The following is an 11,633-nucleotide window of genomic DNA, read 5'->3' as shown; positions in this document are numbered from 1 at the left end:
GTGCCATGCACCGAATCGTCCCGCTGGCCGGGTTCGCCGTGCTGCTCGCCGGCTGCTCCGACCCGCCGCCGCCGGCCCTGCCCGAGGTCAGCTTTTCGGTGCAGGGCAGCTCGGTGACCGCGCGCCCGTTCCTGCACTGCGACGTGATGGTGACCAAGTGCGACCGGGACAACGCGGCGCTGGCCCGGATGCGGGTACCGCCGGGCAACCCGGTCACGGTCACGGTGCCGCCGGACGTGGCCGCGTCGCCGTGGTCGGTGGTGGTGCAGTACCGAACCGCAGGCGGCGAACAGAAGGACCCGCAGACCATCGCCACGTTCGTGCCCGACCAGAGCAGCAGCTACACCGTCGCGCTACCGGGCGCGGGCGACCAGCTGCAGACCGTCGAGGTGAAACAGGCCGGAGCCAAACAGGAATCCGCCGCCCCCGGCGACATCCAGTTGCGGGCTCGGGCGGTGTGGTCGCTGCAGGTGGATTCCGAGTAGCGGCCTACGGGTCGAGCTCGCGGGCCACGGCGCGGACCACGTCGGCGACCAGCTTGGAGGTCTTGCGGTCCGGGTACTTGCCGCGCCGCAGGTCCGGCTGGACCTTGGCCTCCAGCAGCTTGAGCATGTCCTCGACCAGGCCGTGCAGTTCCTCGGCCGGACGGCGACGGGCTTCGGCGACCGACGGCGGCGGGTCCAGCAGCCGCACGGACAACGCCTGCGGTCCGCGCCGCCCGTCCGCCACGCCGAACTCGATCCGCTGGCCTGCCTTGAGCCCCGGAATACCCGGGGGCAGCGCGGAGGACCGGACGTAGACGTCCTCCCCACCATCCTGGGTGACGAACCCGAAGCCCTTCTCCGAGTCGTACCACTTGACCTTGCCGGTCGGCACAGCCCTCACCGTTTCCTGTCGTCCACACAACGAACGCGCCCTTCAGGCGTACCCAGGGCGCGCGGCCCCTAGCCTATGCCACGTGGGTCGCTATGGCGAAGTTCGATACCGCAATCACGCGTGTTTTGCCGCGGCCGCGCCCCGCAGACCGAGCAGCTCAATGGATACGGCACGCATCTCGACCTTGCGGATCTTGCCGGTGACGGTCATCGGGAACTCCTCGACGACGTGAACGTACCGTGGGATCTTGTAGTGCGCGAGCCGGCCGGTGCAGAACTCACGTAGTGCCTCCGCGGTCAGTGCTTCGGCACCCTCCCGCATCCGCACCCAGGCCATCAGCTCCTCGCCGTAGCGCTCGTCCGGCACGCCGATCACCTGAGCGTCCAGCACATCCGGGTGCGTGTAGAGGAACTCCTCGATCTCCCGGGGATAGATGTTCTCCCCGCCGCGGATCACCATGTCCTTGATCCGCCCGGTGATGTTGAGGTATCCCTCGTCGTCCATGATCGCCAGGTCGCCGGTGTGCATCCAGCGCGCCGCGTCGATCGCCTCAGCGGTCTTGTCCGGCTGTTCCCAGTAGCCCAGCATCACCGAGTAGCCCCGGGTGCAGAACTCGCCGGGCGTGCCGCGCGGCACGGTCAGACCGGTCTCCGGGTCGATGATCTTCACCTCGAGATGCGGGTGCACCCGGCCCACTGTGGACACCCGGCGGTCGATCGAGTCGTCGGCCCGGGTCTGGGTGGACACCGGCGAGGTCTCCGTCATGCCGTAGCAGATGGTCACCTCGGTCATCCCCATCCGCTCGATCACCTGCTTCATGACCTCGACCGGGCACGGCGAGCCGGCCATGATCCCGGTGCGCAGGCTGGACAGGTCGTGCTCGTCGAAGCTCGGGTCGGCCAGCTCCGCGATGAACATCGTCGGCACCCCGTACAGCGAGGTGCAGCCCTCGGCCGCCACCGCCTCCAGGGTCGCCTTCGGGTCGAACGCCGGCGCCGGGATCACCATGCAGGCGCCGTGGCTGGTGGCCGCCAGGTTGCCCATCACCATCCCGAAGCAGTGGTAGAACGGCACCGGGATGCACACCTTGTCGTACTCGGTGTAGCCGCACAGCTCCCCGACGAAGTAGCCGTTGTTGAGGATGTTGTGGTGGGACAGGGTGGCGCCCTTGGGGAAGCCGGTGGTGCCCGAGGTGTACTGGATGTTGATCGGGTCGTCGGCGGACAGGCCGGCCTGGATTTCGGCCAGCACCGCGGCATCCGCCGCCCGCCCGGCCGCCACCAGCTCGTCCCACTCCGGCCGGCCGATCAGCAGCACGTCGCGCAGCGCCGCGCAGTTCGGCCGGACCTGCTCGATCATGGCGGCGTAGTCGGAGGTCTTGAAGCTCGACGCGGCCACCAGGGTGCGGATGCCGGCCTGGTTGAGCACGTACTCCAGTTCGTGCACCCGGTACGCCGGGTTGATGTTGACCAGGATCGCGCCCAGCTTCGCGGTCGCGTACTGGACGAACGTCCACTCGGCACAGTTGGGCGCCCAGATCCCGACCCGGTCCCCCTTCTCGACGCCGAGGGACCGCAGGCCCAGCGCCACCGCGTCGACCTCGGCGGCCAGTTCCGCATAGGACCACCGGCGCCCGCTGGCCCGCTCCACCAGCGCGGTCCGCCCGCCGTGCGCGGCAACCGTGCGGTCGAAGTCGTCGCCGATCGTGGTACCGAGCAGCGGCAGGTCGGAGGTGCCGGACACATAGCTGGGAACGGTCGTCATCCCTGCATTTCACGCCCACCGGCGACGCGGAGTCAACGGGCCGCGGCCCCGATCCGGGGCACGGTGTGCACCACGCCGGCCGCCGCGGTCGCCTGGTCGACCGCGCGCGCCGAGTGGAGCCGGTGCCGGCGGTACAGCGCCGCGACCACGAGACCCAGCACGCACGGCAGCATCATCAGCAGCGAGGCCTTGGCCACACCGCCGGCGAGTGCCTCGTCGCGGGCGCCCTCCGTCGACGCGGCGGCGGTGCTGTAGATCGTCGACGCCGCGGCGACGAACAGGGCGGCGCCGACGTAGCGGGCCATGTTGGAGATCCCGGACGCGGCGCCCACCTCGGACTCCGGCACCGAGACCGTGGCCGCCGACGACGCGCAGCCGTTGGAGAAGCCCATGCCGACCGCGATGGCGATCAGCGGCAGCACGAACGCCCCGTACGCCCATGACCCGGAGACGAACAGCATCGCCAGGAACCCGACGGTGGTCACGATGAACCCCAGCCCGATCACGGCCCGCGAGCCGATCTTCACGGCCAGCCGGCTGACGAACGGCGCGACCAGGACCAGGCCGGCCACCGCGGGCAGCGTCGCGGCCCCGGCCTGCAGCGGGCTCATGCCCAGGCCGTCCGGGTCCTGGAAGTACAGGCTGAGCACGAACATCAGGCCGTTGATCCCGCCGGCCACGATCAGGATCACGATGGTCGAGGCGACCAGCACCCGGTTGCGCAGCAGAGCCAGGTTGACCAGCGGCACCTTCACCCGGCCCTCGACGGCGAAGAAGCCGTACCCGGCGGCGACCGACACGGCCAGGCAGCCCAGCGTGGCCAGCGACGTCCAACCCCACTCCGGCCCCTTGGACAGTCCGAGCACGAGTGGGGCCAGGGTCACGGCGACCAGCACCGTCCCGGCGAGGTCGATCGATCGCGGCCGGTTCGGGTCGCGGGACTCGGCCACGGTGAGCAGCGTCAACGGGATGCACAGCACGGCGATCCCGGCGTCGATCCAGAACAGGCCCTGCCAGCCGGTGCTGTCCACCAGCGCGCCGCCGATCAGCGGCCCGATGGCGGCGCCGACCGCCGACGCGGCTCCCCACAGCGACACCGCCTTGAGCTCGGCCGCGCCGCTGGAGGCCACCGACAGCAGGCTCAGGCCGCAGGCCAGCAGCGTGGACCCGGCCGCGCCCTGGATCAGCCGGCCGACGATCACGCCGGCCGCACCGGTGGACAGCGCGATCAGCGCGCAGGAGGCGATGAACAGCACCAGCCCGCCGATGAAGACCTTGCGCCGGCCGGCAATGTCGCCGAGCACCCCGCTGGTGACGATCACCGCGGCGCCGACCAGGGAGTAACCGGTCACCGCCCATTGCAGGGTGCTGGTCGACGCGCCGACGTCCTCGCTGATCGCGGGTAGCAGGATGCTCACGGCCGAGGTGTTCGCGTTGACGATCAACGTCGAGATACAGGTCGCCGCGAGCACTCCGGCGCCGGCCTTGACACCGGCGTCCGGGACGCCGACCCCAGCCTTGTCCGGTCCCATCGTGCGAGTGTGCGCGGGAAGCCGCCGGAGCTACCTCACCCGGCCGGGGTGACACCGACCGCCGGCCGGCGCAGGCGTCCACCCTCGCGACCGCCGGGCCGCCCGGTTTCCCGCGCCGGAGACTCCACCCGCAGCGGGTGACGTACCGCCACGCGGGGGCCACGCATGATCACCCCCGCGGTCCTCACCTCGACCGTCGACTCGAGCCTGCGCTCGTGTCCGAAGCGGAGGGATACGACATGAGTGACGTGTCCGCGGGCCAACCTCTGCCCCGCGCCAAAGCCCCTGGCCTGGCCGGCGTCCCGAGACAGCAGTGGATCTCCTGGCTGGCCCTGGCGTTCCTGACCACCGGGTCGGTCGCGAGCCTGCGCTCGGCGCCCACCATGGCCGTCTACGGCCTGGCCTGCGTGTTCCTCTACGTGGTGCCGGGCATCGTGTTCCTGCTGCCGACCGCGCTGGTGTCGGCCGAACTGGCGTCGGGCTGGTCCGGCGGCGTCTACCGGTGGGTCTCGGAGGGCGTGGGCAAGGGCTGGGGCCTGCTGGCCGTGTGGTGCCAGTTCGCCATGACGATCTTCTACTACCCCACGCTGCTGGCCTATGTCGCCAGCACCCTGGCCTACGTGATCAACCCGGACCTGGCCACCAGCGGGGTGTGGACCGGAATGATCATCGTGATCGTCTACTGGGCCGGGGTGTTCGTCTCCGCGAAGGGCATGAAGGAGGTCGCCAAGCTCGCCTCCAGCGGCCTGGTGATCGGCACCCTGATCCCGGGCGCGCTTTTGGTGATCATGGGCGTCGTCTACCTGCTCCAGGGCAACGCGTCCGCGGCGCCGATGACCGGCGACGCGTTGATCCCGGCCTGGACCGGCATCGCCAGCCTGGTGCTGATCGTGAACAACTTCCTCTCCTACTCGGGGATGGAGATGAACGCGGTGCACGTCGGCGAGCTGCGGAACCCGGCCAAGGAGTTCCCGAAGGCGATGTTCCTGGCCATGGGCCTGGTGCTGCTGATCTTCATCCTGCCCGCGCTGGCCATCTCCTGGGTGGTGCCGGCCGACACGCTGAGCCTCACCGCCGGAGTGATGCAGGCGTTCAGCGAGTTCTTCGGCCACTTCGGCGTGGCGTTCCTGGTGCCGATCGTGGCGATCGCGCTGGTCTGCGCCTCGGTCGGCGGCATGCTCGGCTGGCTCGCCGGACCGTCCAAGGGCCTGCTGCTGATCGGCAAGCGGTACGGCTACCTGCCGCCGTTCTTCCAGAAGGTGAACAAGCAGGGCATCCAGGTCAACATCCTGGTCGTCCAGGGCGCGCTCACCACGGTGATCGGCCTGATGTACGCGTTCATCCCGGACGTGTCCAGCGTGTACTGGATCCTGTCGGTGATGACCACCCAGGTCTACCTGGTGGTGTACCTGCTGATGTTCGTCGCGGCGGTCCGGCTGCGGCGCTCCCAGCCCGACCACCCGCGCGGCTACAAGGTGCCGGCGCTCGGCCTGATGTGCGCCGTCGGCTTCCTGGCCTCGATCGCGGCGTTCGCGATCGGCTTCATCCCGCCCTCTCAGTTCGGCGACGGTGACGCCGGCACCTATGCGTTGATCATCATCACCGGCATCGTGCTGATCGGCCTGCTGCCGGCGCTGCTGCTGATCTGGCTGCGCAGACCCAGTTGGCAGGCCGAGCCCGAGCCCGCGGAGGTGGCGTCATGACGACCCCGGAGCAACCCCAGCCGCAGCAGCAACCGGCACAGCCGGACCTGAACCAGCAGGCCACCGAGAGCGACTGGCGGTCACCGCACCGCTGGGTGATCATCGTCGTGATCCTCGGCCTGATCGTCACCGGCCTGATCCTCTACCGGTTCCACGAGAACAACGAGGCGGCCCAGGCGAAGGCGAACGAGCTGATCGCCGCGCTGAAGGAGGAGGGCCTCTCGGCGCCGACGAACATCGAGACCATCACCTCGGTGCTCGGCACCGACGGCGGCGCGGTGTGCGAGGACCCGGGCGGCGCGCTGCAGAAGGCGATCCTGGACTCCCAGCTGGTCAACGGGGCGTCCTACGTCGGCATGCGCCCGGTCCGGGCCAAGGTGAACGTCGTGCGCGGCGAGACGGTGATCCTCGAGGTCTACTGCCCGGACAAGGTCGAGGGCTTCCAGGACAGCGTCCGGGACTACGTGTTCGACAACGACGCCGAGGGCTGAGAGGGGAACCGCAATGCCGGTCGCATCCCTGCGCGGCACCGTCGCCTCGCTGATGGAACAGGCCCGCACCGACCTGACCGAGCTGGTCGCGTTCCGGTCCGTAGCCGACGCGCAGCTCGAGCCGCCGGAGGAGTGCGAGAAGGCCGCGCAGTGGCTGGTCGAGAAGCTGGTCGAGCTCGGGTTCTCCGACGCCACCGCGGCGCGGACGCCGGATGGCAGCAAGTGCGTGCACGGTCACGTGCCCGGTCCGCCGGGCACGCCGACCGTGCTGCTGTACAGCCACTACGACGTGCAACCCCCGCTCGGTGAAACGCACTGGATCTCACCGATCTGGCAGCTGACCGAGCGGGACGGCCGCTGGTACGGCCGGGGCGCGGCCGACTGCAAGGGCAACATCGTCATGCACCTCACCGCGCTGCGCGCGCTGCGGGCGGAGTACGGCGAGTTCCCGTGCACCATCAAGTTCCTCAGCGAGGGCTCCGAGGAGCAGGGCACCGGCGGCCTCGAGGAGTTCGTGCCGCCCAACGCCGACCTGCTGCGCGCGGACGCGATCCTGGTGGTGGACACCGGGAACTTCGCGGTCGGCATCCCCACGCTGACCACCACGCTGCGCGGCATGACCAGCGTCGACGTGCGGCTGGCCGCGCTGTCCAGCGCGATGCACTCGGGCATGTTCGGCGGCCCGACGCCGGACCCGGTGCTCGGCCTGATCAAGATGCTGGACTCGCTGCACGACGAGCGCGGCAACACCACCATCGACGGCCTGGACGCCAACCAGACCTGGCCCGGGGTGGACTACCCGGCCGAGCAGTTCCGCCGGGACGCCAACGTGCTCGACGGCGTCGAACTGGTCGGCGACGGCTCGGTGGCGGACCTGCTGTGGGCCCGGCCGACGGCGACCGTGCTCGGCATCGACATCCCGCCGGTGATCGGGTCGAGCGCGGCCGTGCAGGCCGGCACCGCCGCCCGGGTCAGCGTGCGGGTACCGCCCGGCATCACCGGACTACAGGCCCAGGACGCGCTGGTCGAGCACCTGCGCGCCCGGGTGCCGTGGGGCCTGCGCTGCGAGATCGAGCGGGTCTCGGTCGGCGACCCGTTCGTCGGCTCGCTGCGCGGCCCGGCGTACGACGCGATGAAGGCGTCCATGGAAGAGGCCTGCGGCCACGCGATGACCACCGAGGGCCAGGGCGGCTCCATCCCGCTGTGCAACGTCTTCGCCAACACCTACCCGGACGCGGAGATCATGCTGTTCGGTGTCGAGGAACCGAAGTGCCTGATCCACGCGCCCAACGAGAGCGTGGACCCGACCGAGATCGAACGCACCGCGCTGGCCGAAGCCCTGTTCCTGCGCCGCTACGCGACGACCACCCGGGACCGGGCGAGCGCCGCCGCGGTGCCGGAACAGCGGTGAGCCCGGGCGTCCCGCCGCCCGACCACGACGAGGACGCCGGCGCATGAGCCCACTGGACGCCGCCGCGGCCGGGCGGCTGCACGCCTTCCTGCTCGAGGCCGGCCGCGCGCTCACCCTGGCCGGCACCGCGGTCAGCGAGGTGCAGGAGCGGCTGACCCGGATCGCCGAGCACAACGGCGCTCCCGGCGCCCGGGTGGTGGTGCTGCCCACCACGCTGATCGTCTCGCTCGGCGCCGAGGAGCGGGCCACGATCGAGGCGATCCCGCAGCTGACCGGGGCGTTGCGGCTGGACCAGATCTCGGCGCTCTACGTGATCCTCGAGAAGGCCGAGCGCGGCGACGCCGATCTGGTGCAGGGGTTGCTGGACCTGCACCGGATCCGCACCATGAAGCCCCGCTACAACCGGCTGGTCACCGTGATCGGGTACATGGTGATGACGGTCGGGCTGTGCCTGATCCTGCAACCGACCCCGCTGGACGTCGCGGTCGCCGCGATCTTCGGCGTGCTGGTCGGGGTGATCGTGGTGTTCTCGCACGGGCGGCACACGCTGTCCGTGCTCGCGCCGATCATCTGCGCCATCCTGGTGTCCGCGCTCACCTTCGAGGCGGTCAAGCGCGGCATCGCCGACCCGAGCCTGCGCACCCTGATCGCGCCGCTGGTCACGTTCCTGCCCGGCGGGGTGCTCACCACCGCGACCGTCGAGCTGGCCTCCGGCGAGATGGTCGCCGGGGCCAGCCGGATGGTGTTCGGCTCACTGCAGATGGTGCTGCTGGCGTTCGGCATCGTGGCCGGGGTGGAGATCGTCGGCCTGCCCCGGCCGGACCTGGTCGGCGACGCGCAGGCCAACATGCTCGGCTGGTGGGCGCCGTGGCTCGGGGTGATCCTGTTCGGCGTCGCGGTGAGCGTCTTCCGCTCGGCGCCCCGGGGCGCGCTGCCCTGGCTGCTGCTGGTGCTGCTGGTGGCCTGGGTCGGCCAGCTGATCGGCGAGGAACTGGTCGGTTCGGAGGCCAGCGGCTTCGTCGGCGCCCTGGTGATGACCCCGGTGGCGCTGGCGGTGGCCGCCTTGCCCAACGGCCCCCCGTCCCAGGTGACCTTCCTGCCCGCGTTCTGGCTGCTGGTCCCCGGCGCGATCGGCCTGATCAGCGTCACCGAGATGGTCAGCAACCCGGCCTCCGCCAGCGTCGGCGACCTCGTCCAGCCCATCGCCGGAATCCTCGGCATCGCCCTCGGCGTCCTGTGCGGCGTCTCGATCTACCGCGGCGTCACCACCGCCCCCCGCCGCCTGCTCCGCAACCGCGGCTAGTTTTCCCCGGGTGTGAAGGGGAGCGGGACGACGAGGCACGGGCCGCCGACGAAGACGCCGCCGTCGACGCCGAGGGCCTTGCCGCCCGCGTACAGCAGGGGGCCGTCGACCAGGGACGGGAGGATGCCGAGCTGGTCGGCGATCACGCTGTGGCCGTGCACGACCTGGTGGCCGCCCAGCACGGACAGCAGCTTGTCGACGATCTCCTCGCCGTAGGTGCCCCGGAAGGCGTGCCGGGCGGTCATCCGCCGCCAGACCTCCCACCAGGCCACGATGTCGTCCGACTCGAGCACGTCGCGGACCGCGGCGTTGATCTCGTCGATGGTGTCGCCCCAGGACAGGTACTCGAGGGTGTCGGAGTGCATCAGCAGGTGGTCGTCGACCAGCGCCAGGACCGGTTGTTCGGTCAGCCACTCGACGTGGGCGTCGGTCAGGCCGTCCTGGTCGGTCTGCTGGCCGCCGTTGAGCGCCCAGCTCCGGGCGAAGCTGCGCGGCCCGAGCCCGGACGGCACCTCGGTCTCGCCGAACAACCGCATGCCCAGCAACAGGATCTCGTGGTTGCCGAGGAGGGTGGCGACCTGCCCGCCGGCCTCGCGGGCCTGCTCCTCCAGCGCCATCACCAGATCGATGGTGCCGATCCCGTCCGGGCCGCGGTCGACGAAGTCGCCGAGGAACCACAACCGTGCGGTACCGGCCGACCACCGGCCGTCCTCGTCGAGGAAGCCGGCGCCGGTCAGCGCGGTCGCCAGCTCAGCGCGGTGCCCGTGCACGTCACCGACCACATGGATCGGTATGGGCACCTCATCGTCGGACACAGTGCAGACGATAAGCCAGGCGGCCGGGCAGCGCGTGCCTTACCTAGTGCTTGGGAAAGGGTTCGTCGGTGTGGCCGACGAGTTCGGCGACCGACTCGATGATCCGGCTGGGCCGGTAGGGGAAGCGTTCGGCGGTGTCCCGGTTGGAGATTCCGGTCAGCACCAGGATGGTGCGCAGGCCCGCCTCCAGACCGGACCGGACGTCGGTGTCCATCCGGTCGCCGATCATCAGCGTGTTCTCGGAGTGCGCGCCGAGCGCGTTCAGCGCCGAGCGCATCATCAGGGGGTTGGGCTTGCCGACGAAGTACGGCGCGTGCCCGGTGGCCCGTTCGATCAGCGCGGCGACCGCACCGGTGGCGGGCAGCGGACCGGCCAGGCTCGGTCCGGTCGCGTCCGGGTTCGTGGCGATGAACCGGGCGCCCAGCGCCACCAGCCGGATCGCCGTGGTGATCGCGGTGAAGCTGTACGTGCGGGTTTCGCCGAGCACCACGTAGTCCGGGTCGCGGTCGGTCAGCACGTAGCCGATCTCGTGCAGCGCGGTGGTCAGCCCGGCCTCGCCGATCACGAACGCCGAACCGTTGGGGCGCTGGGAGTCCAGGAACCGGGCGGTGGCCAGGGCGGAGGTCCAGATGGACGCCTCCGGCACGTCCAGCCCGGTGCGGTGCAGCCGGGCCCGCAGGTCGCGCGGCGTGTAGATCGAGTTGTTGGTCAGCACCAGGAACGGGGTGCCCTGCTCGGCCAGTTCGGCGACCAGCTTGTCCGCGCCCGGAATGAGGTGCTCCTCATGCACCAGCACCCCGTCCATGTCCATCAGGTAGGTCCAGCCGGATCGCGGTTCCGCCATGATCAGGTGGTCACCTCTCGTCGAGCAGCCGGGTGTACTCCTCGACCATCGCCCGGTTGTACCGCTCGAGCACCTCGCGCTCCTCGGGCGTGAACCTGGCCAGCACCCGCTCCGTCAACTTGACCATATCCGAGAACAGATGCTGGTACCGCGACTCGTCGAACCCCGACGACTCGACCAGAACCTTGCGGCGGTCGTGCGGGTCACGCACCCGGTGCACGAAACCGCGCCGCTCCAGCCGGTCGATCACGCCGGTCACCGCGCCGGTGGACAGGCCGGACTGCTGGGCGATCTGGCCGGCGGTGAGCGGGGCGGGCGCCCGGATGACCAGTTCGAGGCATTTGTGGTCGGTGCCGGACAGGCCCATCTGCTCGGCGACGCGGGAGTGGAACAGCACCGTCATGGTGGACATCTCGCGTCCGATCCGGCCGAACCGCTCCAGCACGTCCTGCGGAACCTGCTGCGTCGGGGCGTCGGCGGGGCTGGTCATCCGACCCACTCCTCGTCTACTAAGAAATTTGGTTATGAAGACATAATAGCGGGTGACCGGTCCCGACACACGACTACGCTCGACAGGGTGACAGCGGTTGATCTCGGTCTGCCCACGGTGCGCGGCCGGGCGGGCGGGCCGGACGGCTCGACCCGGCCGGACACGCCGCACCTGGTCGACTCGTTCGGCCGGGTGGCGACGGACCTGCGGGTGTCGCTCACCGACCGGTGCAACCTGCGCTGCACCTACTGCATGCCGGCCGAGGGCCTGGACTGGCTGGCCGGCCCGGACCTGCTCAGCAACGCCGAACTGCTGCGGCTGCTGGACATCGCGGTGACCAGGCTGGGCATCACCGAGGTGCGGTTCACCGGCGGCGAGCCGCTGCTGCGCAAGGGCATCGAGCA

At 70.5% G+C, this 11,633-nt stretch carries 12 protein-coding genes; 6 read left to right on the top strand and 6 right to left on the bottom strand.

Features of this window, described 5'->3' with window-relative positions; genetic code table 11:
• The first annotated feature begins 5 nt into the window (after nt 1–5).
• Nucleotides 6–485 carry a DUF2771 family protein gene (locus VFO68_RS09560; RefSeq protein WP_325157838.1) on the top strand — a complete coding sequence of 160 codons (480 nt, stop codon included), beginning with the start codon at nt 6–8 and terminating at the stop codon, nt 483–485.
• Between the two features lie 4 nt (nt 486–489).
• Here the strand turns inward: VFO68_RS09560 and VFO68_RS09555 are convergent, their stop codons facing one another.
• From VFO68_RS09555 to VFO68_RS09545, 3 genes are all read right to left on the bottom strand, one after another.
• Nucleotides 490–876 carry a cold-shock protein gene (locus VFO68_RS09555; protein ID WP_325157837.1) on the bottom strand — a complete coding sequence of 129 codons (387 nt, stop codon included), beginning with the start codon at nt 874–876 and terminating at the stop codon, nt 490–492.
• Nucleotides 877–990: 114 nt separating this feature from the next.
• On the bottom strand, nt 991–2,640 hold the full coding sequence (locus VFO68_RS09550) for an AMP-binding protein (RefSeq protein WP_325157836.1): 1,650 nt from the start codon (nt 2,638–2,640) through the stop codon (nt 991–993).
• Nucleotides 2,641–2,672: 32 nt separating this feature from the next.
• Nucleotides 2,673–4,172 carry an MFS transporter gene (locus VFO68_RS09545; RefSeq protein ID WP_325157835.1) on the bottom strand — a complete coding sequence of 500 codons (1,500 nt, stop codon included), beginning with the start codon at nt 4,170–4,172 and terminating at the stop codon, nt 2,673–2,675.
• Between the two features lie 239 nt (nt 4,173–4,411).
• Between VFO68_RS09545 and VFO68_RS09540 the strand changes: the two genes are divergently transcribed.
• From VFO68_RS09540 to VFO68_RS09525, 4 genes are read left to right on the top strand one after another with little or no spacing between them, the layout of a single operon-like run.
• The gene (locus VFO68_RS09540) at nt 4,412–5,875 is read left to right on the top strand and encodes an APC family permease (protein ID WP_325157834.1); all 1,464 of its coding nucleotides are present in this window, start codon (nt 4,412–4,414) and stop codon (nt 5,873–5,875) included.
• Entirely contained in the window at nt 5,872–6,366 is a 495-nt protein-coding gene (locus VFO68_RS09535) for a hypothetical protein (RefSeq protein ID WP_325157833.1), read from the top strand. The genes VFO68_RS09540 and VFO68_RS09535 overlap by 4 nt, the downstream gene beginning before the upstream one ends.
• Before the next feature lie 13 nt (nt 6,367–6,379).
• Complete coding sequence (locus VFO68_RS09530) at nt 6,380–7,777, top strand: dipeptidase (RefSeq protein WP_325157832.1); 1,398 nt, start codon at nt 6,380–6,382, stop codon at nt 7,775–7,777.
• 43 nt (nt 7,778–7,820) lie between these two features.
• Nucleotides 7,821–9,080 carry a threonine/serine exporter family protein gene (locus VFO68_RS09525; protein ID WP_325157831.1) on the top strand — a complete coding sequence of 420 codons (1,260 nt, stop codon included), beginning with the start codon at nt 7,821–7,823 and terminating at the stop codon, nt 9,078–9,080.
• Here the strand turns inward: VFO68_RS09525 and VFO68_RS09520 are convergent.
• From VFO68_RS09520 to VFO68_RS09510, 3 genes are read right to left on the bottom strand one after another with little or no spacing between them, the layout of a single operon-like run.
• Nucleotides 9,077–9,895, bottom strand: coding sequence for a metallophosphoesterase family protein (locus VFO68_RS09520; protein WP_325157830.1), 819 nt, complete (start codon nt 9,893–9,895; stop codon nt 9,077–9,079). The genes VFO68_RS09525 and VFO68_RS09520 overlap by 4 nt on opposite strands.
• Nucleotides 9,896–9,938: 43 nt before the next feature.
• The gene (locus VFO68_RS09515) at nt 9,939–10,739 is read right to left on the bottom strand and encodes an HAD-IIA family hydrolase (RefSeq protein WP_325157829.1); all 801 of its coding nucleotides are present in this window, start codon (nt 10,737–10,739) and stop codon (nt 9,939–9,941) included.
• Nucleotides 10,740–10,749: 10 nt separating this feature from the next.
• Nucleotides 10,750–11,229: a MarR family winged helix-turn-helix transcriptional regulator gene (locus tag VFO68_RS09510; protein WP_325157828.1), complete on the bottom strand. Its 480-nt coding sequence runs from the start codon at nt 11,227–11,229 to the stop codon at nt 10,750–10,752.
• 87 nt (nt 11,230–11,316) lie between these two features.
• Between VFO68_RS09510 and VFO68_RS09505 the strand changes: the two genes are divergently transcribed.
• A partial coding sequence (locus VFO68_RS09505) for a radical SAM protein (RefSeq protein WP_325157827.1) occupies nt 11,317–11,633 on the top strand: 317 nt, incomplete at its 3' end.

Source organism: Actinophytocola sp., assembly GCF_035712165.1.
Taxonomy (GTDB): Bacteria; Actinomycetota; Actinomycetes; order Mycobacteriales; family Pseudonocardiaceae; genus DASYTH01.
The sequence above is the reverse complement of the archived record's forward strand: the minus strand, read 5'-3'. Positions and strand labels throughout refer to the sequence as shown.